Origin of the sequence: Vescimonas sanitatis (assembly GCF_049060325.1) — a bacterium.
Classification (GTDB): domain Bacteria; phylum Bacillota; class Clostridia; order Oscillospirales; family Oscillospiraceae; genus Vescimonas; species Vescimonas sanitatis.
In genome coordinates, this window is the sequence record NZ_JBMGPW010000005.1 from 97724 (window position 1) to 121210 (window position 23487).

Here is a 23487-nt window from a genome sequence, read left to right on the forward strand (position 1 = left end):
TTCTAACTTTGGTTAGAGTGATTTAACTATCGGTTTTCAAAAAAGCGCCGGGGGAGGGCGCTTCTTTGACGGGTCACTTTCTGTGGAAGGAAAAGAGACCCTTTTTCTCGTAGGGATGGGCGTCCATCGCTGTGACCGTGTAGCCGGTGGCGGCGATGGCGTCACGCAGCGCCTGCTGGTCCAGGGGCTGCTCCGAGAGGATCACCGTCTCGCCCTTGGTGTGGGAGGACGTGACCTTCTGGACGGAGAACTTGTTTCGGACGGTGTCGTTGATGTGGCTTTCGCACATACCGCAGGCCATGCCGTCCACCTTCAGGATGGTTTCTGTCATGGTGACATCTCCTTTTAGACGCGGGGGGAGGCACTGACGATGCCTCCCCCCTGCTCTATTCAGTGCTTGCAGCTCTGGCTGTGGCACTGGCCGTGCATGGCGCAGTGGGCGCAGCCGGCACCGCAGGAGGACTTTCCCGCCTTCTTCTGGCGCAGCAGGTAGCGGATGATGAGGATCACAACGACAAGTAAGGCGGCACTGATGAGGATGGTGCCCAGGTTTGCTGACAGCCATTGCAGCATGGAAGTTCACTCCTTTCTATGGGGTAAGAGGGTAATTACGGGGACAGTTTACTTAACGGACAGCTTGGTGGCTTCCTTGTAGGGCTTGCACAGCATATAGATGATGCCGGCCAGCAGGAGCACCGCCACGATGACGCCCAGGATGTTGGCGTTGCCGGTGAACAGAGCGCCGAACTGGTTGATCATCAGCGCGATCACATAGGCGAACACGCACTGATAGCCGATGGCGAACCAGGTCCACTTGCGGCTGTTCATCTCGCGCTTGATGGCGCCAATGGCAGCGAAGCAGGGGGCGCACAGCAGGTTGAACACCAGGAAGCTGTAAGCGGTGATACCGGTGAAAGCCGCGGCCATAGCGTCGTAGACGCTGCCGTCGCCGCCGCCGTACAGGACGCCCAGGGTGCCCACGATGTTCTCCTTGGCCACCAGGCCGGTGATGGAGGCGACGACCGCCTGCCAGTTGCCCCAGCCAAGGGGTGCGAAGATCCAGTCGATGGCGCCGCCGATGGCCGCCAGGATGGAGCAGTCGATCTGCTCATCGGACAGCATCTGGAAGGTGCCGTCCACCCAGCCGAAGTAGCTGGTGAACCACACGAAGATGGTGGACAGCAGGATGATGGTGCCGGCCTTCTTGATGAAGGACCAGCCGCGCTCCCACATGGAGCGGAGGACGTTGCCCAGCGTGGGCCAGTGGTAGGCGGGCAGCTCCATGACGAAGGGAGCGGGGTCACCGGCGAACATCTTGGTCTTCTTCAGCATGATGCCGGAGATGACGATGGCGGCCATACCGATGAAGTAAGCGGAGGTGGACACCCATGCGCTGCCGCCGAAAATGGCGCCGGCGATCATGGCGATGAAGGGCACCTTGGCGCCGCAGGGGATGAACGTGGTGGTCATGATGGTCATGCGGCGGTCGCGCTCGTTCTCGATGGTACGGGAGGCCATAACGCCGGGGATACCGCAGCCGGTACCGATCAGCATGGGGATGAAGGACTTACCGGACAGGCCGAACTTGCGGAAGATACGATCCAGAACGAAGGCGATACGGGCCATGTAGCCGCAGGCCTCCAGGAACGCCAGCAGCAGGAACAGCACCAGCATCTGGGGCACGAAGCCCAGCACCGCGCCGACACCGGCGACGATACCGTCAAGGATCAGGCCGGACAGCCAGTCGGCAGCACCGGCGGACTCCAACGCGTTGCCCACCAGCACAGGAACACCGGGCACCCACACGCCGTAGTCGGCGGGGTCAGGCTCGTCGCCGATCTCGTCCAGCGTGGCCTTGGCTTTCTCATAGTCGGCCAGCGTCGCCGTCTCGGTGGTAACGGCCAGCGTCTCCTCGTCCTCCACGTCGTAGGTGAAGGTGCCGTCGGCGGCCAAGGCGCCGTTCTCCTCGATGTAGGCCTCGTAGCCGTCCACGATCAGGGACGCGTTTCCATACGCCTCGGACACCTCGTTGTACTCACCGGAGCCGATGCCGAACAGGTGCCAGCCGTCGCCGAACAGGCCGTCGTTTGCCCAGTCGGTAGCGGCGGAGCCAACGGTGACCATGGAGATGTAGTACACAAGGAACATCACCGCGGCGAAGATGGGCAGACCCAGCCAGCGGTTGGTCACGATGCGGTCGATCTTATCGGAAGCGGACAGCTGACCGGCGTTCTTTTTCTTGTAGCAGGCCTTGATGATCTCGGCGATGTACACATAGCGCTCGTTGGTGATGATGCTCTCGGCGTCGTCGTCCAGCTCCTTCTCGGCGGCCTTGATGTCCTCCTCGATGTGGGCCATGACGGTCGGGTCGATCTTCAGCTGATCCAGCACCTTGTCATCGCGCTCGAAGATCTTGATGGCGTACCAGCGCTGCTGCTCCTCGGGCAGGTTATGTACGGCGGCCTCCTCGATGTGGGCGATGGCGTGCTCCACGGGGCCGGAGAAGGTGTGCATGGGAACGGTCTTGGTGGACTTGGCGGCCTGCACAGCGGCCTCGGCGGCCTCCATAATGCCCTCGCCCTTCAGGGCGGAGATCTCCACGATCTTGCAGCCCAGCTCGCGGCTCAGCTCCTCCACGTTGATCTTATCGCCGTTCTTGCGGACCACGTCCATCATGTTGATGGCGATGACAACGGGGATGCCCAGCTCGGTCAGCTGGGTGGTCAGGTACAGGTTACGCTCCAGGTTCGTACCGTCGATGATGTTCAGGATGGCGTCGGGGCGCTCGGTGATCAGGTAGTTACGGGCGACCACTTCCTCCAGGGTGTAGGGGGACAGGGAGTAGATGCCGGGCAGGTCCATGATGGCCACGTCATCGTGCTTCTTCAGCTTGCCCTCTTTCTTCTCCACCGTAACGCCGGGCCAGTTGCCCACGAACTGGTTGGAGCCGGTCAGCGCGTTGAACAGGGTGGTCTTGCCAGAGTTGGGGTTACCTGCCAACGCGATCTTTATCTGTTTTTCCATAGTGTCTCTCCTTCCGGTTAATCTTGTTGAACCTATATACAGATGAATTTAAATAACGAACGTATTTCCGGCACCGGAACACGGCGCCGCAGGTCATCACTCGACCTCGATCATTTCGGTGTCGGCCTTACGCAGGCTCAGCTCGTAGCCGCGGACAGTGACCTCCATGGGATCGCCCAGAGGGGCAACCTTGCGGACATAGACCTCCACGCCCTTGGTGATGCCCATGTCCATGATACGGCGCTTGACGGGGCCCTCGCCGTGGAGCTTGACGACCTTGACGGTCTCGCCGATCTTGACTTCACGCAATGTTTTCATGCTTCTGCTCTCCTTCTATGTGATATTTTTGTTTCTCAAATGCAATAACCGCTTGGCGCGGCTATCAGACCATGATCTTGCGGGCCATTTCCTCGCTGATGGCCACGCGGGACTCCTTGACCTTCACGATGACGTTGCCGCCCATGGCGGACACCAGCGTGACGGTGCTGCCCGGGGTGAAGCCCAGGTCCTCCAAGTGCTTTTTGACCTCCGGGCTGCCGCCCACCTTGTGGATGAGCTGCTCCGTTCCGGCGTCTGCCAGCATCAAAGGCATCATGTGTATCCCTCCGTTTCACGGTTAGCTTGCGCTAACCCTGTGTCTGAAAAAAGCAGTTCTGAAAGGACTTTCCCGGCCCATGGCGGACCGCGACGGTTAGCCCTCCTTAACCTATGGCACAGTTTAATACCTCAAACCCTCTTTGTCAATAGGGAGAACGAAATTTTTTTACCGCACTTGTAAGTTTGTGAAAATTGTGGTATGCTGTTAAAAGTGTATTGGGGAAAGTTGGTGACACTTTTTATGCAGATACTGCGCGCTTCCGAGGACTATTTAGAGACGATGCTGATGATGCAGCAGCAGCACGGCTACATCCGTTCCATCGACGTAGCCGAGCATCTGGGCGTGACAAAACCCAGCGTGACCTACGCCACCAAACGGCTGCGGGAAAACGGCTATATCACGATGGACAAGGACGGACTCATCACCCTGACGGCCAGCGGTATGGCCATCGCCGAGCGTATGCTGGACCGGCACCACACGCTGACGAAATTCCTGATGGCGTTGGGCATCGACGCCGCTACGGCGGAGACAGATGCCTGCAAGATCGAACACGATATCAGTCAGAAGACCTTTGACGCCATCTGTGCCCACGCAAAGGCGCATTTATGACAAAAAAGGCCACCCTATCGGGTGGTCTTTTTGTATGCCCGCCCGCAGAGGCGGGCATTTTCGCGTTTACGCTTCCAACGGCAGGCGGAGGGTAAAGGTGGTGCCCTCCCCCTCACGGCTGTCCAGCGTGACGGTGCCGTGGTGATAAGCCACGGCGTGCTTGACGATGGACAAGCCCAATCCGGTACCGCCGGAGGCCTTGGAGTGGCTCTTGTCCACGCGGTAGAAGCGCTCGAAGACGCGGCCCTGGTGCTCCGGCGGGATACCGATGCCGGTATCGGCCACCGTGACCACGGCGTCGGGGCCGTCACGGCCCACGGCGACGGCGACGCTGCCGCCGTCCTTATTGTACTTGATGGCGTTGTCGCAGAGGTTGAAGACCGTCTCGGTCAGCAGACGGCGGACGCCAGGGACCGTAACGGCATCGCCGGTGACGGTCATGGTGATCTGGCGCTGCTGTGCGGCGCTCTCCAGCGACTTGACCGTGTCGGTGCAGAGGGAGAGCAGCTCCACCGGCTCGGTGGGCAGGCTGCCGCCCTCGTCCAGCTCAGACAGGCGGAGGATGTCGTTGATCAGCGTCACCAGGCGCTGGGCCTCGCCGCGGATATGGCCCACGAAGCGGGGCACATCGTCAGGCCGGACCATGCCGTTCTCCAGCAGCTCGGCGCTGCCGATGATGCCCTGAAGCGGGGTCTTCAGCTCATGGGAGACGTTGGCGGTGAACTCGCGGCGGTTGCGCTCGGCGTAGGCCTGCTCGGTGACGTCGAAGGTCAGCAGCACCGCGCCCACCACCTCGCCGTCGGCCTGGATACGGGTCATGTCGAACTGGTACTCGCGGCCGTCGCGCTCCATACGGGTCTCGCCGTGGCCGGTGTCCATGGCATCGTGGAGGGCGTGGCTGACGGCGCTGCCGCGCTCCACGGTCAGCAGAGGCTGGCCCACGCAGGCCGCGTCGGTGTGGAACACGGCGCAGGCGGCGGGGTTCATGCTGAGGATGGTGCCGCCGTTGTCCACCAGCACCAGGCCCTCGGTCATGCTGGCGGTGATCTGTTCAAACTCCTCGGACCGGCGGCGCAGAGAACGCAGCTGATCGTCGATCTGACGCCGCTGGTGCTCCAGTCGGCGCAGCAGGGGCGAAAGCTCCTCGTAGGCGTCGTTTTCCAGGGGGTGCTCCAGGTCCAGGGTGTTCAGGGGGCGGGTGATGCGGCGGGACACGCGGCCGGCCAGAATGCCGGAGAGGATCAGGGCCACAGCGATGACCGCCAGGATAGCGGGGAACATACTCAGAAGCAGCACGCCCATGGTGACGCGGCTGGCGGACAGGCGCAGGACCGTGCCGTCCGGCAGCCGGCGGGCGTAGTAGAGGGTCTTTTCCAGCAGAGTGGCGCTGTAACGGCTGGACTCACCGGCGCCGTTGGCCAGGGCCTGACGGATCTCCTCGCGCTGGGCGTGGTTCTCCATAGCCGCAGCGTCAGCCTTCGTATCATAGAGCACCGTGCCGTCGGCGCGGAGCCAGGTGATGCGGTAATTGTCGGAGTGCAGCTTGGACAGATAGGCCTCGCCGTCGCCGGACTCCATGGCCGCAGCGGCGATGGACAGCTCATCCCGGAGCTGCTGCTCCTGGACATGGCCGAAATAGGTGTACAGTGCGCCCATGATAATGACCAGACTGGCCAGCAGCACCGCAAGCCCCACCGCCACGGTGGAGCGAAATATCTTTTTTGTCATATGGTCTCCTCCCAACGGTAGCCCACGCCGCGGACCGTGGTGATGTGTGCGCCGGCCTTGCCCAGCTTCTGGCGCAGGGTACGGATGTGCATATCCACGGTACGGCTCTCGCCGCAGTAATCCACGCCCCAGACCAGCTCCATCAGCCGGTCGCGGGTGTAGGCCGTGCCGGGGTGGCTGAGGAACAGGCGCAGCAGCTCGTATTCCTTGTAGGTCAGGTCGACGCGTTCGCCGCCGGACAGGACGGTGTGGGCACGGGTATCCAGCGACACCTCGCCGCTGCGGAGGATGGAGCTGTCTCCCTCCGGCTGGCAGCGGCGCAGCACCGCCTTGACCCGGGAGACCAGCTCGATGACGCTGAAGGGCTTGGTCAGATAGTCGTCCGCGCCGCCGTCCAGCGCCCGGACGCGGTCATACTCCGCGCCCTTGGCGGTGGCCATAATGACCGGGATGCGGCGCAGGGACGTGGAGGCGCGCATACGGCCCAGCAGCTCCGTGCCGTCGATGCCGGGGAGCATCACGTCCAGCACCACCAGGTCGGGCTTTTCGCTTTGCAGGGCCTGCCAGAAGGCGGCGCCGTCGGTAAAGCCCTCGGCCTCCAGCCCGGCGGATCGCAGGGCGTACAGCTCGATATCGCGGATGCTGGCGTCATCCTCTACACACCAGATCATGTGGGGTCCCTCCTTTTGGCTCAAGTGGCCTCGGTCTTGTGCACGCCGGTGACAGAAAACATCACCCACTCGGCGATGTTGGTGGCGTGGTCGCCGATACGTTCATAATACTTGGCGATCATCAGTAAGTCAAGTGTGGCTTCACCGTCATCCACGTCCTTGGCGATACGGTCGATGAGGTGGGCCTTGATCCGGTCAAAATAGCCGTCCACCTCATCGTCGGCGGCGATGACCTGCTGGGCCAGGTCCACATCCTGCCGGACATAGGCGTCCACGCTCTCGCTGACCATGCGGATGGTGGCCCGGGCCATATCCCGCAGGGTGTCGCCGGCGCTGAGAGGCCGGCCGGCGCGGCAGAGCAGGATCTCGGCTATATCGTCGGCCTGGTCGCCGATACGCTCCATGTCCGTGATCATCTTCAGGGCAGCGGAGATCTGCCGCAGGTCGCCAGCCACCGGCTGCTGCTGGAGCAGGAGCCGCAGGCAGAGGTTCTCGATGTCGCGCTCCTTGCGGTCGATCTCGTGGTCCAGGGGCGCGACCTTCTCCGCCAGGGCGGTATCGCGGTTGGTGAGGGCCTGAGAGGACAGAGCGATGACCTGCTCGCACAGGGCACCCATCTCGATGAGCTCGCGGTGGAGCTGGGCCAGCTGTTTATCGAATTGACTACGCATTATCCAAACCTCCCGGTGATGTAATCCTCGGTGCGCTTTTCGCTGGGCGTGGAGAACATGGTCTCCGTGTCGCCGTACTCCACCAGCTCGCCCAGCAGGAAGAAGGCGGTGCGGTCCGAGATACGCAGTGCCTGCTGCATATTGTGGGTGACGATGACGATGGTGTAATGCTGCTTCAGCTCCACCGCCAGCTCCTCGATACGGGAGGTGGAGATGGGGTCCAGGGCCGAAGTGGGCTCATCCATCAGCAGCACGGTGGGCTCCACCGCCAGGGCACGGGCGATGCACAGACGCTGCTGCTGGCCGCCGGAGAGGCCCAGGGCATTCTTTTTCAGGCGGTCCTTCACCTCGTCCCAGATGGCGGCACGCCGCAGGGACTGCTCCACCAGCTCGTCCAGCTTGGCTTTGTTGCGGATGCCGTGGGTACGGGGGCCGTAGGCCACGTTGTCGTAGATGCTCATGGGGAAGGGATTTGGCTTTTGGAACACCATGCCCACCTCACGGCGCAGCTGGCTGACGTCCACGCCGGGGGCATAAATATCCTGTCCCTTGTAGAGCACCTGGCCCTCCACCTTTACGCCGGGGATCAGGTCGTTCATACGGTCCAGCGTTTTAAGAAATGTGGACTTGCCGCAGCCGGAGGGGCCGATGAGGGCGGTGATGCTGTTCTCCGGCACGGACATGGTGACGTGGTGCAGCGCCTGGGTGGGTCCGTACCACAGGTTCAGATCGTTTACGGTGATGATATCGCTCATAGGCTCCTCCGTTTCTTGAAGTAACGCCCGGTCAGCATAGCCGCCAGGTTGATGAGCAGGGCCAGCGCCATGAGGATGGCGGCGATGGCGAAGGCCACATCGAACTCGCCCTGCTCCTTGGCATAGACATACAGGGCCACGGACAGTGTGGCGCCGGAGCCCTCCAGCGTGGCGCGCAGGCTGTTGTACAGCGTGTGGGCAAAGCCCGCGGTGTACAGCAGGGCTGCCGTCTCGCCCAGGATACGGCCCACGGCCAGAATGCAGCCGGTGAGCACGCCGTCCACACAGCTGGGCAGCACCACCGTGCGGATGGTGCGCCACTTGCCGGCGCCCAGACCGAAGGCGCCCTCGCGGTAGGACTGGGGCACGGTCTTCAGGCTCTCCTGCGTAGTACGCATGATGGTGGGCAGGTTCATGATGACCAGGGTCATGGCGCCGGCGAGAAGAGATTTCTTCATGCCCAGGAACTGACAGAAGAACATCTGGCCTACCAGGCCGTAGATAATGGAGGGGATGCCGGACAGCGTCTCGGCGGCGTACTCGATAACGGCCACTACCCTCTTGTTGGCGGCATACTCCGTCAGGTACACGGCGGCGCAAACGCCCAGGGGCAGCACCACCAGCAGCGTGGTCAGCACCGTGCAGACGGTGGTGATGATATCCGGCAGGATACCGATGGAGCCGTCCAGATAGCTGGGCTTGGTGCTCAGCAGCTGCCAGCTCAGGTTGGGCACGCCCTTGACGAGCACATAGACGATGAGAAACACCGCCAGCGCGCAGGTAACGGCGGTGCAGAGGACCATCAGGCCCCGCATGGTCCCGCCCCAGATACGGCGGCGGGCAGAGAATTGATGTTTGTCCATGGTCACTTCTCCTTACTTCGCTTGAGGAAGAAATTGAGCGCGGCGTTGATGAGCATGATGAACAGGAACAGCACCAGCGCGATGGAAAACAGCGCCTGACGCTGCAGACCTGCCGCCGCGTAGCCCATCTCGCTGGCCACGGCGGTGGTCAGGAACCGCACGCTCTGGAACAGGGAGGGCATATTGGGCACGTTGCCGGAGACCATCATCACGGCCATGGCCTCGCCGATGGCGCGGCCTACGCCCAGCACCACCGCGGCAGCGATGCCGCTGCGGGCAGCGGGGACGGAAACGCGGAACCATGTTTCCGTCTCCGTGGCACCCAGTGCCAAAGAGGTGTCCTCGTACTCACGGGGCACCGCCTCCAGGGCCGTCATGGCCACGTTGATAATGGAGGGCAGGATCATAATGGCCAGCACGATGATGGCCGCCAGCAGGCCGGAGCCGTCGGGAATATGGAAGACCTGACGGATGCCCGGCACCAGCACCAGCATACCCACCAGACCGTAGACCACGGAGGGGATGCCCGCCAGCAGGCTCACCGCGGCGGAGACGGCGGTCTTCAGCTTCGGCGGGGCCATTTTGGCCAGGAACACGGCGGTCATATAGCCCACGGGCACGCCCAGCAGGATCGCGCCCGCAGTACCGTAAATACTGGTAAGGATAAAGGGCAGGATGCCGAACCGGGGCTCCGCCGCGTTGGAATTCCACACGGGGCCAAAGAGGAACTTCACAAGGCCGATCTCACGGATAGCGGGGATGCCGGAGACAACGAGGTAGACGGAGATCAGCAGCACGCAGCCCACCGTCACCAGACCCATCAGCAGAAAGAAGCCATGGATGGCGTTCTCCATAAATCGTTTTGCTTTCATATATGCACCTCAGCAGATACGGGGCAAGGCGGCACCCCGCGCGGGGATGTCGCCTGTGTCCGTGCCTTACCTGTTAACCTGCGACTGCCACAGCGCCGGCCTTGGCGATGATGGAAGCTGCGTCGGAGGAAGTGGCGTAGTCAAAGAACGCCTGGGCCGCGGGAGAGAGGGCCTTGCCGTCCACAGTCACCAGCACGAAGGGACGCTGGACCTTATAGCTGCCGTCCTTGACGGTGGCTTCGCCGGGGGTGACGCCATCCACGTTCAGGGCCTTGACGGTGTCCTTGATGGAGGCCAGAGAGGCGTAGCCGATGGCATCGGGGTTCTGGCTGACGGCGGTGATCACATCACCGGTGGAGGTCAGCTCCTGACGATACTGGCACTTGTCCTTGGTGCCGGTGATGGACTCGAAGCCATCGCGAGTGCCGCTGGCGGCCTCGCGGCCGATGAGGACCACCTCGGCGTCATTGCCGCCCACGTCCTTCCAGTTGGTGATCTCGCCGGTGTAGAGCTTGGCGATCTGCTCAACGGACAGGTCGCTGACGGGGTTGTCGGGGTGAACGATGATGGCGATGCCGTCATAGGCCAGCACAGTCTCCTTCAGGCCGGCGGACTTCTCCTCATCCTTCAGCGCACGGGAGGACAGGCCGATGTCGCAGGTGCCCTCCTGCACGGCGGTGATGCCGGAGCCGGAGCCGGTGGGGTTGTAGTTAACGGTGACGCCGCCGTTCTGCGCCATGAAGGACTCGCTCAGGGCGCCGATGACCTTCTCCATGGAGGTGGAGCCGTCGGTGGAGACGGTGCCGGTCAGCTCGGCGGCGGTCTTGTCCTCGGTCTTGTCGGTGTCGTCGGTCTTGGTCTCGCTGCCGCAGGCCACCAGGCTCAGGGCCAGCAGGGCTGTCAGGACCAGTGCAATGATCTTCTTCATATGAATTACCTCGTTTCTTTCGTCGTTTTGGATAACTCCCTTGTACGGTTTTTATTGTAAGTGCCCAATGTAAAGGGAAAAATCCCGCTGGTGTAAAATCCATGTAAAATAAAAACCGGGAAAAGCTTGCGTTCAGCCGTGGAATACGGTACAATGGCCATACAGCAGGCGCAGAAAATGTGCAAAAACGCTGAAAGGAAGGAATAAGGAGTATGAAGAAAAAGCTGCTGTCTTTGCTGCTAGCCCTGGCCATGGTGTTCACCCTGGTGGCCTGCGGCGAAAAAAAGCCCGCTCCCGGTAAGGACGCCACCGCCACGGAGCCGGTGGTGATCCTTCACACCAACGACGTACACGGCGCTGTTTCCAACTACGCCAAGGTAGCGGCGCTGGCCAGCCAGTATGAGTCTGAGGGCGCGTATGTGCTGATCCTGGACGCCGGCGACTTCAGTCAGGGCGACACCGCTGTGAGTGTGTCTGAGGGTGCAACGGCTGTGGAGCTGATGAACATGGTGGGCTACGACGCTGTGGCGCTGGGCAACCACGAGTTCGACTACGGCTTCGAGGCGCTGAAGAAGAACATGGAGAACGCCCAGTTCCCCGTGCTGGCCGCCAACGTGAAGTACAACGGCGAGCTGGCCTTTGACGATGCGGCCGTGTTCACCACCCCCGGCGGCACCAAGATCGGCGTGTTCGGTCTGGACACCCCGGAGACCGCCACAAAGGCCCACCCCGGCAAGATCCAGGGCGTGACCTTCGCCGGCGGTGAGGAAATGTACCAGATCGCGCAGGATATGGCGAATATGCTGCGTGAGGACGAGGGCTGCAACTACGTCATCTGCCTGGGCCACCTGGGCATCGACGATGAGACCGCTGCCACCGGCAACCGCTCTATCGACCTGCTGAACAAGGTCACCGGCATCGACGTGTTCATCGACGGTCACTCTCACTCCACTGAGGAGGAGATCGTTGAGAAGACCAACACGGACCGCAAGGTAGGCGACACTATCCTGACCTCTACCGGCACGAAGCTGGAGAACATCGGCGTTGTGGCCATCAAGGACAGCACCATCACCACCACGTGCGTGCCCACCGAGGGCATTGAGGTGGCCGCCGACGACGCCATCGCCGCCCGCGCCGCCGCCATCATCGCCGAGATCGAGGCCGACTACGGCACGGTGTTCGCCAAGACCGAGGTGACGCTGAACGGCGAGAAGGACCCCGGCAACCGCACGCAGGAGACCAATCTGGGCGACCTGATCACCGACGCGCTGGTGTGGGGCGCCGAGCAGCAGGGCGAGACTGTTGACGCGGCCATCACCAACGGCGGCGGCATCCGCGCCACCATCGAGGCCGGCGACATCACCAAGAAGGACGTCAACACCGTGCTGCCCTTCGGCAACACCCTGAGCATCATCAAGATCACCGGTACGGAGCTGCTGGAGGTGCTGGAGGCCTCCACCTTCTGCACGCCGGAGGCCATCGGCGGCTTCCCCCAGGTATCCGGCATCGAGTTCACCGTGGACACCACCAAGGGCTATGACCAGGGCGACGAGTATCCCGGCACCACCTACTTCGCCCCCAAGACCATCAACCGCGTGACCATCAAGACCGTGGGCGGCAAGGACTTTGACCCGGCGACCACGTACACCATCGCCACCAACGACTTTATGGCCAGCGGCGGCGACACCTACTACCGCTTTGTCAACGCCACCGCCAACTACGACCTGGGCATCCCCATGGACGAGGTGGTCATGGACTACATCACCACCGTGCTGAACGGCACCGTTGCCGCCGACAAGTACGGCGAGCCCGCGGGGCGCATCCACGTGCTCGTTTCCTGACATATCCGCACATAAAAAGGACCGCCTCACGGCGGTCCTTTTTATATGCGAAAAAACACCCCTCGGCGTGAGCCGAAGGGTGTTTTGTGCATCTGCAATTACTTTCCCATGTTCATCTGAGCAGCGACCTCGGCGGCGAAGTCCTCCTGCTTCTTCTCGATGCCCTCGCCGGTCTGGAAGCGAACGGCGTCCACGAACTTGACGCTGCCGCCCAGCTTCTTGGCGGCGTCGGCCACGTACTTCTCCACGCTGCCCTGGAAGATGTCGCCGCGGACGAACTCCATCTGCAGCAGGCAGTTCTCCTCGTAGAACTTGTTCATCTTGCCCATGACGATCTTCTCCTTGACGGCCTCGGGCTTGGAAGCCATCTTGGGATCGGTGTCCATCAGGGCCAGCGCGATCTTCTTCTCCTCGGCCAGCACCTCATCGGTGACCTGGGACTTGTCCCAGAAGCGGGGGTTCAGGGCCGCGATCTGCATGGCGACGTTCTTGCCGATCTCGGTGGCGTCGATGCCGCCGTCCACAGCCAGGTTCACCAGCACGCCGATCTTGCCGCCGGCATGGACGTAGCCCACGCTGGTGTTCTCGGAGAAGCGGACGAAGCGGCGGATCTGCAGGTTCTCACCGATGGACATGACCTTCTCGGGCATGGTCTCGGAAACGGTCAGGTCGGAGCCGACATACTTGCAGTTCATCAGGGCGTCCACATCGGCGGGGTCCTGCTCGGCGATGACCTTGGCGATGTCCTTGACAAAGGCCACGAACAGGTCGCTCTTGGCGCAGAAGTCGGTCTCGCAGTTGACCTCGACCACGACGCCCACGCCGTTCTCGGTCAGGGCATAGGACATACCCTCGGCGGCGATGCGGCCGGCCTTCTTGGCAGCCTTGGCCAGGCCCTTCTCGCGCAGCCACTCGACAGCCTTGTCCATATCGCCGTCGCACTCGACAAGCGCCTTCTTGCAGTCCATCATACCCACGCTGGTCATCTCGCGCAGGGTCTTCACATCAGCAGCAGTAAAAGCCATTTGTATTTCCTCCTGTAAAAGTTGAATTAAAAGGGGCAGGGACACTTCCCTGCCCCGTGCGTTACGCGGTATCTATCGAGTTGGCTTACTCGGCGTCCTTGGCCTCGGCGGCCTCCTCCACCTGCTCGCCCTGACGGCCCTCGATCATGGCGTTGGCCATAACGGAGGCGATCAGCTTGATGGCGCGGATGGCGTCGTCGTTGCCGGGGATGGGGTAATCGATCTCATCGGGATCGCAGTTGGTATCGGCGATAGCCACAACAGGAATGCCCAGACGATGGGCCTCGGCAATAGCGTTGCGCTCCTTGCGGGTGTCCACGATGAACAGGGCGCCGGGCAGCTTCTTCATTTCCTTCACGCCGCCCAGGTACTTCTCCAGCTTCTCGATCTCGCCCAGGTGCTTGATGACTTCCTTCTTGGGCAGCATATCAAAGGTGCCGTCAGCCTGCATGGTCTTCAGCTGGTTCAGACGGTCGATACGGGTACGCATGGTCTTGAAGTTGGTCATCATGCCGCCCAGCCAGCGGGCGTTGACATAGTACTGGCCGCAGCGGGCAGCCTCGTCCTTGATGGCCTCCTGGGCCTGCTTCTTGGTACCCACGAACAGCAGGGTCTGGCCGTTCTCGGACAGCTGACGCACGAAGGCATAGGCCTCCTCCAGCTTCTTCACGGTCTTCTGCAGGTCGATGATATAGATGCCGTTGCGCTCCGTGTAGATATAGGGAGCCATCTTGGGGTTCCAGCGGCGGGTCTGGTGACCGAAGTGGACGCCTGCCTCCAGCAGGGACTTCATGGATACGACGTTCTGATTTGCCATGTTGGTTTGTTTCTCCTTTTGATTTTAGTTTGTACCTCCAGCCTCTTCCGCCCTCCGGCCAACCTTGCGGCACCGACCGAAAGTCTGAAGCTGTGCGGATTTACCGCAATATAATACCACGCGGCACGGCATAATGCAAGAAGTTTTTGCCCGTTTTCCGCAGTTTTTTACTGCTTTTCCCCGGAAATATCCGCAATCAGGGCGGCGGCCAGGCCCTCGATGGCCGCCATCTGGGGCGCGTGGGCGGCGGAACGGACGGTCACGCTCTCCCCCACCTGCCGCCAGCCCTTCAGGGGCTCCAGCAGGGCGGCCATCTGCCGGGCGGTGACCGGCGCCCAGGTGCCGTTTTCCAGCAGGGCAAAGCCGCGGTTCTGCAGGCCGTGGGAGGCGATGTCCCGCAGAACCTCGTCCATGGTGATAAACACGCCGCCGTTATAGGTAGGTGCGGCAAACACCAGGTGACTGTACTTGAAGGCGTCGGACACCACATAGGAGCTGGGCGTTACGGACACATCGTACATTTTCACCTTTACCCCCTGCTCCACCAGACGGCAGGCCAGGATATTGGCGGCGTTCTCCGTGTTGCCGTACACGGAGGCGTAGGCGATCATCACGCCGCGGACCTCCGGCTCCCAACGGCTCCACAGGTCGTATTTGCCCAGGATATAGCCCAGATCCTGCCGCCAGACATGGCCGTGGAGCGGCAGCAGCATACGAATATCCAGTCCGGCGGCCTTTTGCAGCACCGCCTGGACCTGTGCGCCGTACTTGCCCACGATGTTGGTATAATACCGCCGTGCCTCGTCCAGCACCTCCCGGTCGAAGTCCACCTCATCGGCGAACAGGGTACCGTTCAGCGCGCCGAAGCTGCCGAAGGCATCGGCGGACAGCAGCAGTTTGTCCGTCCCGTCATAGGTCATCAGCACCTCCGGCCAGTGGACCATGGGCGCGGCGATAAAGCGCAGGGTATGGCAGCCGGTGCATAAGGTATCGCCCTCCTTCACCACGGTGACGCGGCCGGCCAGCTCCGCGTCGAAGAACTGAGCGATCATGTTCTTGGCGGCGGCACTGCACAGGATGGCCATGTCCGGGTACTGACGGGCCAGGTCGGCCATCTCGGCAGCGTGGTCCGGCTCCATGTGGTGGACCACCAGATAGTCCGGTGCTCTGCCGTTCAGGACGTGGGCCACATTTTCACGGAAGGTGGTACGCACGGCGCTGTCCACCGTGTCGAACAGGACAGTCTTGTCGTCCATCAGGAGATAGCTGTTGAAGCTGACGCCGTCGGGCACGCCGAACACGCCCTCGAACAGGGCCAGACGGCGGCAATCCGCGCCCACCCAGGTGTAGTCGTCGTTGACTTTTCTGATGCAATACATGGTCATTCATCCTTTCCATGATCTTTTCAGGGGTATTATAGCAGTATTGTCAAGCTTTTTCCAGCACCGAAATGCGAAAAACAGCGCCCTGCCTTCGGCAGAGCGCTGTATGTGCACAAGATTTACGCCTTCTTGGCGATCTCGCACAGGGCGGTAAACGCCACGGGATCGCTGATGGCCATCTCGGACAGCATCTTGCGGTTGATCTGGATGCCGGCGACCTTCAGACCGTGCATGAAGGTGGAGTAGTTCAGACCGTTGGGCTTCACAGCGGCGGAGATACGGGTGATCCACAGCTGACGGAAGTCCCGCTTCTTCAGGCGGCGGCCCACATAGGCGTAGGTCAGAGACTTCATGACCTGCTCGTTGGCCATCTTGAAATGCTTGGACTTGGCGCCCCAGTAGCCCTTAGCCAGCTTCAGCGTCTTGTTTCTTCTTTTACGCGCCATCATTGCGCCTTTAACACGTGCCATATTCTAATTGCCTCCTATTCTAACGAAAACGTATCTTATTTGTAGGGGATCATCTTGCGGATGGTCGCCTCGGTGGTGCAGTCAGCATAGGTGGTGCTGCGCAGACGACGGCCACGCTTGGTGTCCTTCTTGGTCAGGATGTGGCTCTTGAACGCGTGAGCTCTCTTGACCTTGCCGGTCTTCGTCAGATTGAAGCGCTTTTTTGCGCCGCTATGGGTCTTCAGTTTAGGCATAGTTGTTTTCTCCTTCCAATATGATCCTTTGCGAATGAAATGCTTATTTGCCGACCTTGGGGGACAGGAAAATAGACATATTCCGGCCCTCCAGCTTGGCGGCTTTGTCCAGGGTGGACACCTCGGTACACAGCTCGGCGAACTTGTTGAGCAGATCGCGTCCGATCTCGGTGTGCGCCATCTCGCGGCCGCGGAAGCGGACGGAGACTTTGACGCGGTTGCCGTCGGACAGGAACTTCTGCGCGTTCTTCAGCTTGGTGTTGAAGTCGCCCACGTCGATGCCCGGAGACATACGGATCTCCTTGATCTCGACAACGTGCTGGTTCTTTCTGGCTTCCTTCTCGCGCTTGCTCTGCTCGAACTTGTACTTGCCGTAGTTCATCAGCTTGCACACCGGAGGCGTTGCCTGCGGAGAGATCTTTACCAGATCCAGGCCCTGCTCCTCTGCGGTGCGCAGCGCCTCCTCGCCGGACACAATGCCCAGCTGCTCGCCATTCTCGCCGATCAGTCGGATCTCCTTGTCGGTGATCTCCTCGTTCAGTTGATGCTGTACCTTGCTAATACCGAAGCACCTCCAATCCAAAATAAAAACGCGGACGCTCCGGGCATCCGCGAAACAACACAAACAGCCCTTTCGGGCGCTTGTATGACGCTGTTGACCTCTTTGCCGTTGCTGGAGGTGAGGCGGATGCACCGACCTTCTTTGTTTTCTCGGATATTTTATACTATCCCGGCGTGTTTGTCAACGGCTTTTTCCAGAATTTTTTTACATATTTTCTGCGGCGGCGGTGAAACTATGGTTGTACCTGAGGTACAAAGGGTACAGAAAATGGAGGTATATCTCATGGATAACACGAAGAACACCAAAAACACCAAGAACACCAACACCACCAACACCACCGACAACACGGAAAACACCAATACCAAGAACGCCAAGAACGCGAAAAACTGCAAATAACTTCTTCATGTCTTCGTATAAAGGGAGGGGCCGGACGGCCCCTCCCTTTATATCCATCAATGCTCCGTCTTGCCCAGATACTCCTCCAGTGTGATATCCCGGTTGAAGATCTCCTGTGCCGCGTCCTTGCCCACATAGCGGTAGTGCCACGGCTCATAGATGATACCGGTGATATCGGTCTTTCCGTTGGGGTAGCGGTGGATGAAGCCGTACCGCCAGGAATTGGCCATGAGCCACTTCTGGGTCTCCGTGCTCTCCTGAGCAGAGGTCAGGTCCTGCATATTGGCGTCCACCAGGTCCACCGCCAGGCCCAGCTGATGCTCGCTGGTGCCGGGGATGGCCACGGCCTTGGCCGCCTCGGTTTTGGCCTCCTCTTCACTCATGCCGCTGCTGATGAGCCGCTGCACCTTGTTGTCGTACAGGCTCTGCTGCGTCTCCTGCGCGCGGTAACTGGAGCAGTTGACCGGGCTGTAGCCCGCCGCCTTGCAGGCGTTGATCATCTCCATATACGCCTCATAGCAGCGGCTGTCCACCCGGTGGCCGTCATCCAGTGTCACCAGGTCCACCGTCCAGTCATCGGGCAGGGGGTTCCAGGGGTTCACCAGTGTCAGCAGCTCGTCGTCCACGATGACGTTATCCGGTGTCGTAGTGTCGCCTACATTGTCCACGGGCTGATTCGTGTTCTGGGCGTCGTCCGCCGGAGCATCGTCCTTTTTGCAGCCCTTGATGATGAATATCGCACCCACGATGATGCCGGCCAGCAACACGGCGGCGATGATGCGGTTCCGCATGGCCTCCCGGTAGCGCTTCTGCCGGCGGCGTTCTCTTTCGTAATCCATTCTGTTACCTCAATTCCTCGGGGTATGCCCCCGTCTCGTGCAGTTTGCTGAGCGCCTGCGCCACCCGGGCGCGGTCCTCATGATACGTCATGCCGAACCAGCGGTCCGCCGACTTCAGCACGCTGACACGCAGCTCTCCCGCCGCCAGCAGGTCGCCCACCATGGTGGGCAGCAGGCACTCGGCCTTCACCGACTGCCCCGCCTCGCTGCGGAGGAAGTCGTGGAAATACGTCTCCAACGCGTCGAAGACGGAGGGGGCAAAGCCCCAGAAGTTCATGGACACCACCGTGTCGCCGTCCAGCACCGCTCCGGTATCCTCGTCCCGGATGACGCCGTCCTGCAGCAGGGCGATCTTCAGCGTCTCGCGGATGTCGCTGAGATACCCGTCCTTCACATGGCACACACCCCGGGACACGGTGCCATGGGCAGTGACGGTGTTCTTCAGCAGATAGCCCACCATGGTGGCCGCGCCCGTCTCCGGCAGGCGCTGCAGCTCCGCATATATGGTGCGGTAAGCGTCCGCGCCGTAGAAATCGTCGGCGTTGATGACGCAGAAGGGCTCGTGTACGATATCGCGGGTACACAGCACCGCGTGGGCCGTGCCGAAGGGCTTTGTCCGCCCCGCCGGCTTTGTATACCACGCCGGCAGTGTCGTGTCGTCCTGATAGGCGTAACGGACCTCCACGGGCCGCCCGTCCGCCGTGTGCAGCCGGGACGCCATATTGCCGCACAGGCGCTCCATCAGCTCCCGCATATCCGGCTTGATGATGAACACGACCTTGTCAAAGCCCGCCCGCACCGCGTCGTACACACCGTACTCCATCAGTATCTCTCCGTGGGGCCCCACGCCGTCGGTCTGCTTGCTGCCGCCGTAGCGGGAACCGATCCCCGCCGCCATGATGACCAGCGCTGCGTGCATAGTCTTTCCTCCTTGATTTTTCATAGCTACCATCATACCACGGATGGCAAAAAAAACAAGCGCATTTCAAGCGTCTTAATAGAAAGTTAAGGCATTTGGAAGAAAATACCCGGGAACTACTGGATTTTTCCTTTTCCGCCGTGTATAATGATTTTTTGCGGCCAGCTGCCGCGTAAGATGAGAGAAATAGAGTCATAAGGAGAGAACCGCCATGTCCGCCACGCAAAAAGTCATGGGCCATGTGTACGCCATTTTCACCATTCTGGTGTGGGGCAGCTGCTTCGTGCTGACCAAGCAGATGCTCACCGCCTATACCGCTATCCAGATCATCCCCCTGCGGATGGGCCTGGCCTATATCACGCTGTGGGCGCTGCGGCCCAAGACTCTGAATCTCCCCTGGAGGGACGAGCTGATGTTCATCCTCATCGGCGTTACCGGCGGCAGCTTCTACTTCTTCCTGCAGAATACAGCGCTGACCTACACCTTCGCCGCCAATGTCAGCATCATCATCGCCCTGTCCCCCATCCTGACGGTCATTTTGGCCCAGCTGTTCTCCCGCAATGGCGAGCGCCTGGGTAAATTCGTGTACATCGGCGCGGTCATCGCCATCGCCGGTGTGGTGCTGGTGGTGCTCAACGGCCAGCTGACCTTCCACCTGAACCCTCTGGGCGACCTGATCGCCCTGGCCGCCGCCCTCATGTGGGCCGTGTACTCCATCCTTATCAAGAAATACACCGAGCAGTATGACAACTTCCTGGTCACCCGCCGGGTCATGCTATGGGCCTTCATCACCGCCGTACCGCTGATGCTGCTGACGGACGGTATGCCCGACCTGCACCCCCTGTTCACCCAGACCAACGTCCTGCTGAGCTGGCTGTTCCTGGGCGTGTTCGGCAACGCCGTGTGCTTCGCCATCTGGAACATCGCCTTCCAGCGGCTGGGCGTGGTCATCACCAACAACTATCTGTACGCCTCCCCCTTCGTGACGCTGGTGGTGGGCTACCTGCTGCTGGACGAGCAGATCACGGTGATGAGTGTCATCGGTGCGGTGCTGATCACCGTGGGCGTCATCGTGGCGTTGAAGAAGCCCAAGGAGACCGCCTGACCTCCCGTACATACAAAAACCGTGCGCCGTACAGCCGCGCACGGTTTTCTTGTTGCTTTTCTCCCCGTTTTTGGTATACTTACAGTAGGTACAACACCGTAAAGGAGGGCTCCCCATGCGACAGATATGTACATCCCGCAAGGTCTGGCTTCCCATTCTGCTGCTGTTCACCGCCGTATTCATTTTCGCCTGCTGGGACAGGGGCGTGTCCATCGACTACGACGGCAACGGCTATCTCTGCACTGTCCCCAACGACGGCACGGCAGAGGAGGTTCCCGTGTCCTTCCACGGCACGTTCCGCCGCAGTACATACACCGGCAGCTGCGACATCCCCGGCATTCTGCAATGCGCCGCCCTACGCGCCCAGTTTGACGGCAACACCGCCAGCTCCCTCTTTGTCATAGACGACTCCGGCTGCTGGGTGACCGCCCCCCTCCACAGCATCTCCGCGGCGTCCGACCGCTTCTGCACGGTCATCCGACTTTGGACGGAGCACACCGTCACCAACAACCATATCTCCGGCCGCTGGGATGCAGAGGACTTCTCGTATGTCGCCATCGGCGACATAGACGCCGCCCGCACACTGGCCATCATGCAGTAAAGCACCGCCCCCGCTCCAAGGCCATTGGAGCAGGGGCGGTTTTATATCTTTTTACCTTCTCCCCAGGCGGCTGAACCACCAGAACGTCAGGGGCCACACGCACCCGGCGAACAGCACCACCAGCAGGTAGCGGATGCCCCCGGCGATGGCGGCGTTGCCGCCCAGCAGGGCGATCAGCGGCGCTTTCAGCCCGGAGCGTATGGCCAGCAGACAGCCAAAGCCCACTGCCAGCTTGATGAGCTGCGCCCACCACACCGCCTGTGTCTCGAACCGTATGTGCTTCCGGTCGGCGATGTTGGATATCAGCATACCCACCGTGGCGCCCAGCAGCTTCCAGCCGTTCTCCAGCGCGCTGACGTAGTTGGCGGTGTCCTCGGCAGTGGCACCGGTGTCCCCCCGCAGGTACAGATACCCCACGAACGCAGCACTGCACAGCACCATGACCAGGATGGTGTACGTCAGCACCACCGGACGGCGGTCGGACTCCTCCATCAACGGATACACCAGCAGCACCAGCGCCGCCGCGATCAGGAACGACACCCCCACATCCAGCGGCGTGTGGACACCCAGATACATCCGGCTGAACGCGATGAGCACCGTCAGCACGACCAGCACCACCCGCAGCCAGCCGCGGCGAGTATACCGGGCGATGCCGCCATAGGTGGCCACGGCGTTCTGTGTGTGACCGCTGGGGAAGGAATACCCCATGGCCTCCGCCCGGGCAGACTCCACAATGGTGAAATCCGGGTCCTTTATCCACGGCCGGGGCACGCAGCAGAGTATTTTCAGGAATTGATTGATGACCGTGCCAAAGAAGCCCACGATCATCAGGTAATAGCCCTCGCGCTTGCTGACGCACCAGAACACCGTCACGGCGATGACCATGAAGAACAGCTCGCCGCCCAGCAGCGTGATGACCGACATGATCTTATCCAGCGCAGGCGTGCGGATGCTCTCCAGCGCGTACAAAACTCCCATAAAGTCTCCCTCCTTTATGTTCTTCCGCTATTCTACTACACTTTTCTCCGCCGTGCAAGTGCAAGCGTTGACGGCACCGCGGCACCATGCTATACTGTGGAAAAACGCAAGGAGGCCCCGCCATGAAGCCTGAAGAGCTGCTCTCCGTCCTGCACACCGCCAACCGTCTGAAGGACACCACCCGCCACTGCTGGACGCCTGGGAACCGTCACGAGAGCGTGGCCGACCACAGCTGGCGGCTGGCGCTGGCGGCCTTCTTTCTTCGGGACGAGTTCCCGGATACGGATATGGACAAGGTCATTAAAATGTGCCTGATCCACGACCTGGGCGAGTGCTTTACCGGCGATATCCCCAGCTTTCTCAAGACCGACGCCGACACAGCGAAGGAGGACGCCCTCCTGATCCAATGGGTAGGGACGCTGCCCCAGCCTTACCGCACGGAGATGGCCGCCCTGTACGCGGAGATGGACGCGCTGGAGACGCCGGAGGCCAAGCTCTATAAGGCGCTGGACAAGCTGGAGGCCGTCATCGCCCACAACGAGTCCCCTATCTCCTCCTGGCTGCCCCGGGAGTACGACCTGAACCTGACCTACGCCGACGAGAACGTGGCGTTCTCCCCATACCTCACGGCGCTTCGCGCCGCCATCCGGCGGGAGACGGAGGCAAAGATAGAAAAAGGCGAATAAAAAGCTTCCCGGCAAATGCCGGGAAGCTTTTTATTCACCCGCTGCCGCCAGCAGCGCATCGGACAGCCTCGCGTACTCCTCCAGGCCCAGGGCCTCGCCCCGCACGGTGGGGGACAGGCCGCAGCCGGCGACGATGGCCGCCAGCTGCTCCTTAGGCAGCTGCCAGCCGGTCTGCAGGCTGTTCACCAGCGTCTTGCGCCGCAGGGCAAAGCCCGCGCGCACCGTCCGCCAGAAGGCCTCCTCGCTCCGCACCTGTACCGGCGGGTCCTTTCTTGTAACGCAGCGCACCACGGCGGATGTCACCTTGGGCGGCGGCATGAAGCAGCTGTTGGGCACCTCGAACAGCAGTTCCGGCACGGTGTAGTACTGCATCAGCAGGGAAAACGCGCCGTAATCCGCCGTGCCCGGCTTCGCGCAGATCCGCAGGGCTACCTCTTTTTGAACGAGCACCGTTAGTTGCCGGAAGCACCCGGCCCGGACACAGGCCGTGAGAAACGGTGTGGTGATGTTGTAGGGCAGATTGGCGCACAGCACCGCCGGCAAGCCCGGAAACTTCTCCGCCGTCACCGCCGCCAGATCCAGCGCCATCACGTCGCCCTCGATCAGGGTGAAGTTGTCATAGTCCGCCATAGTCTCCGCCAGCACCGGCGGCAGGCGCTTGTCCAGCTCCACCGACACCACCTTTTCCGCCCGCCGGGCCAGCTGCACCGTCAGTGCGCCGATGCCGGGGCCTACCTCCAGCACGCCGCAGCCGGGAACGCAGCCCGCCGCGGCGATATCCTCCGCCACGTCACCCCGGATGAGAAAGTTCTGTCCCAGCGCCTTGGCAAAGTGGAAGCCGTGCCGCGCCAGCAGTGCCTGTATATCGTTCCGATCACACAGATCCATCGTGTTTCTCCTTCACTGCATACTGC

The 23487-nt window shown here is 61.3% G+C and carries 27 protein-coding genes; 5 read left to right on the plus strand and 22 right to left on the minus strand.

The window, feature by feature from the left end; translation table 11 throughout:
• Positions 1 to 73: 73 nt before the first annotated feature.
• From ACOMDU_RS07615 to ACOMDU_RS07635, 5 genes are all read right to left on the minus strand, one after another.
• Positions 74 to 331 (minus strand): heavy-metal-associated domain-containing protein, encoded by a 258-nt coding sequence (locus tag ACOMDU_RS07615; RefSeq protein ID WP_421129792.1) that lies wholly within the window; start codon positions 329 to 331, stop codon positions 74 to 76.
• Between the two features lie 59 nt (positions 332 to 390).
• Positions 391 to 573: a FeoB-associated Cys-rich membrane protein gene (locus tag ACOMDU_RS07620; protein WP_022135081.1), complete on the minus strand. Its 183-nt coding sequence runs from the start codon at positions 571 to 573 to the stop codon at positions 391 to 393.
• Positions 574 to 621: 48 nt separating this feature from the next.
• Positions 622 to 3024 (minus strand): ferrous iron transport protein B, encoded by a 2403-nt coding sequence (gene feoB, locus ACOMDU_RS07625; protein WP_421129793.1) that lies wholly within the window; start codon positions 3022 to 3024, stop codon positions 622 to 624.
• Positions 3025 to 3120: 96 nt separating this feature from the next.
• Positions 3121 to 3342 carry a FeoA family protein gene (locus ACOMDU_RS07630; protein WP_022136399.1) on the minus strand — a complete coding sequence of 74 codons (222 nt, stop codon included), beginning with the start codon at positions 3340 to 3342 and terminating at the stop codon, positions 3121 to 3123.
• 64 nt (positions 3343 to 3406) lie between these two features.
• Entirely contained in the window at positions 3407 to 3619 is a 213-nt protein-coding gene (locus tag ACOMDU_RS07635; RefSeq protein WP_022136398.1) for a FeoA family protein, read from the minus strand.
• 243 nt (positions 3620 to 3862) lie between these two features.
• Here ACOMDU_RS07635 and ACOMDU_RS07640 point away from each other — a divergent pair, with 243 nt between their 5' ends.
• Entirely contained in the window at positions 3863 to 4231 is a 369-nt protein-coding gene (locus ACOMDU_RS07640) for a metal-dependent transcriptional regulator (RefSeq protein WP_421129794.1), read from the plus strand.
• Between the two features lie 66 nt (positions 4232 to 4297).
• Here the strand turns inward: ACOMDU_RS07640 and ACOMDU_RS07645 are convergent, their stop codons facing one another.
• The 7 genes from ACOMDU_RS07645 to ACOMDU_RS07675 form a co-directional block, all read right to left on the minus strand.
• Complete coding sequence (locus tag ACOMDU_RS07645; RefSeq protein WP_421129795.1) at positions 4298 to 5959, minus strand: sensor histidine kinase; 1662 nt, start codon at positions 5957 to 5959, stop codon at positions 4298 to 4300.
• Positions 5956 to 6630: a response regulator transcription factor gene (locus ACOMDU_RS07650; protein ID WP_421129796.1), complete on the minus strand. Its 675-nt coding sequence runs from the start codon at positions 6628 to 6630 to the stop codon at positions 5956 to 5958. Before ACOMDU_RS07650 ends, ACOMDU_RS07645 begins: the two co-directional genes overlap by 4 nt.
• A gap of 20 nt (positions 6631 to 6650) precedes the next feature.
• Positions 6651 to 7301 (minus strand): phosphate signaling complex protein PhoU, encoded by a 651-nt coding sequence (gene phoU / locus ACOMDU_RS07655; RefSeq protein ID WP_421129797.1) that lies wholly within the window; start codon positions 7299 to 7301, stop codon positions 6651 to 6653.
• A complete protein-coding gene (gene pstB / locus ACOMDU_RS07660; RefSeq protein ID WP_022136393.1) occupies positions 7301 to 8056 on the minus strand; it encodes a phosphate ABC transporter ATP-binding protein PstB in 756 nt (251 codons plus the stop codon). The genes phoU and pstB overlap by 1 nt, the downstream gene beginning before the upstream one ends.
• Positions 8053 to 8919 (minus strand): phosphate ABC transporter permease PstA, encoded by an 867-nt coding sequence (gene pstA, locus ACOMDU_RS07665; RefSeq protein WP_421129798.1) that lies wholly within the window; start codon positions 8917 to 8919, stop codon positions 8053 to 8055. Before pstA ends, pstB begins: the two co-directional genes overlap by 4 nt.
• 2 nt (positions 8920 to 8921) lie before the next feature.
• On the minus strand, positions 8922 to 9791 hold the full coding sequence (gene pstC, locus ACOMDU_RS07670) for a phosphate ABC transporter permease subunit PstC (RefSeq protein ID WP_421129799.1): 870 nt from the start codon (positions 9789 to 9791) through the stop codon (positions 8922 to 8924).
• Positions 9792 to 9864: 73 nt separating this feature from the next.
• A complete protein-coding gene (locus tag ACOMDU_RS07675) occupies positions 9865 to 10719 on the minus strand; it encodes a phosphate ABC transporter substrate-binding protein (RefSeq protein WP_421129800.1) in 855 nt (284 codons plus the stop codon).
• A gap of 212 nt (positions 10720 to 10931) precedes the next feature.
• On the opposite strand from ACOMDU_RS07675, the gene ACOMDU_RS07680 reads away from it, so the two are divergent.
• Positions 10932 to 12560 carry a bifunctional metallophosphatase/5'-nucleotidase gene (locus ACOMDU_RS07680; protein ID WP_421129801.1) on the plus strand — a complete coding sequence of 543 codons (1629 nt, stop codon included), beginning with the start codon at positions 10932 to 10934 and terminating at the stop codon, positions 12558 to 12560.
• Positions 12561 to 12658: 98 nt separating this feature from the next.
• Here the strand turns inward: ACOMDU_RS07680 and tsf are convergent, their stop codons facing one another.
• From tsf to ACOMDU_RS07720, 8 genes are all read right to left on the minus strand, one after another.
• On the minus strand, positions 12659 to 13585 hold the full coding sequence (tsf, locus tag ACOMDU_RS07685; RefSeq protein ID WP_421129802.1) for a translation elongation factor Ts: 927 nt from the start codon (positions 13583 to 13585) through the stop codon (positions 12659 to 12661).
• Positions 13586 to 13670: 85 nt separating this feature from the next.
• Positions 13671 to 14402 (minus strand): 30S ribosomal protein S2, encoded by a 732-nt coding sequence (gene rpsB / locus ACOMDU_RS07690; RefSeq protein WP_421129803.1) that lies wholly within the window; start codon positions 14400 to 14402, stop codon positions 13671 to 13673.
• 167 nt (positions 14403 to 14569) lie between these two features.
• Positions 14570 to 15781, minus strand: a complete 1212-nt coding sequence (locus ACOMDU_RS07695) for an FprA family A-type flavoprotein (protein WP_421129804.1) — start codon at positions 15779 to 15781, stop codon at positions 14570 to 14572.
• Positions 15782 to 15903: 122 nt separating this feature from the next.
• Entirely contained in the window at positions 15904 to 16254 is a 351-nt protein-coding gene (gene rplT / locus ACOMDU_RS07700) for a 50S ribosomal protein L20 (protein ID WP_421129805.1), read from the minus strand.
• Between the two features lie 35 nt (positions 16255 to 16289).
• Positions 16290 to 16487, minus strand: a complete 198-nt coding sequence (gene rpmI / locus ACOMDU_RS07705) for a 50S ribosomal protein L35 (protein ID WP_022136384.1) — start codon at positions 16485 to 16487, stop codon at positions 16290 to 16292.
• Between the two features lie 43 nt (positions 16488 to 16530).
• On the minus strand, positions 16531 to 17070 hold the full coding sequence (infC, locus tag ACOMDU_RS07710; protein WP_421129806.1) for a translation initiation factor IF-3: 540 nt from the start codon (positions 17068 to 17070) through the stop codon (positions 16531 to 16533).
• A 431-nt stretch (positions 17071 to 17501) separates the two neighbouring features.
• Positions 17502 to 18284 carry a M15 family metallopeptidase gene (locus tag ACOMDU_RS07715; RefSeq protein WP_421129807.1) on the minus strand — a complete coding sequence of 261 codons (783 nt, stop codon included), beginning with the start codon at positions 18282 to 18284 and terminating at the stop codon, positions 17502 to 17504.
• 4 nt (positions 18285 to 18288) lie between these two features.
• Positions 18289 to 19203 carry a nucleotidyltransferase family protein gene (locus ACOMDU_RS07720; RefSeq protein WP_022136380.1) on the minus strand — a complete coding sequence of 305 codons (915 nt, stop codon included), beginning with the start codon at positions 19201 to 19203 and terminating at the stop codon, positions 18289 to 18291.
• 211 nt (positions 19204 to 19414) lie between these two features.
• Between ACOMDU_RS07720 and ACOMDU_RS07725 the strand changes: the two genes are divergently transcribed.
• Positions 19415 to 20308, plus strand: coding sequence for a DMT family transporter (locus ACOMDU_RS07725; RefSeq protein WP_421129808.1), 894 nt, complete (start codon positions 19415 to 19417; stop codon positions 20306 to 20308).
• Between the two features lie 115 nt (positions 20309 to 20423).
• The gene (locus ACOMDU_RS07730; RefSeq protein ID WP_421129809.1) at positions 20424 to 20909 is read left to right on the plus strand and encodes a hypothetical protein; all 486 of its coding nucleotides are present in this window, start codon (positions 20424 to 20426) and stop codon (positions 20907 to 20909) included.
• 51 nt (positions 20910 to 20960) lie between these two features.
• On the opposite strand, the gene ACOMDU_RS07735 is transcribed toward ACOMDU_RS07730, so the two are convergent.
• Positions 20961 to 21887 (minus strand): phosphatase PAP2 family protein, encoded by a 927-nt coding sequence (locus ACOMDU_RS07735; protein ID WP_421129810.1) that lies wholly within the window; start codon positions 21885 to 21887, stop codon positions 20961 to 20963.
• 122 nt (positions 21888 to 22009) lie between these two features.
• Between ACOMDU_RS07735 and ACOMDU_RS07740 the strand changes: the two genes are divergently transcribed.
• A complete protein-coding gene (locus tag ACOMDU_RS07740) occupies positions 22010 to 22573 on the plus strand; it encodes an HD domain-containing protein (RefSeq protein ID WP_421129811.1) in 564 nt (187 codons plus the stop codon).
• Between the two features lie 30 nt (positions 22574 to 22603).
• Here ACOMDU_RS07740 and rsmA read toward each other — a convergent pair whose 3' ends face one another.
• Positions 22604 to 23461 (minus strand): 16S rRNA (adenine(1518)-N(6)/adenine(1519)-N(6))-dimethyltransferase RsmA, encoded by an 858-nt coding sequence (gene rsmA, locus ACOMDU_RS07745; RefSeq protein WP_421129812.1) that lies wholly within the window; start codon positions 23459 to 23461, stop codon positions 22604 to 22606.
• Positions 23462 to 23487: the final 26 nt, after the last annotated feature.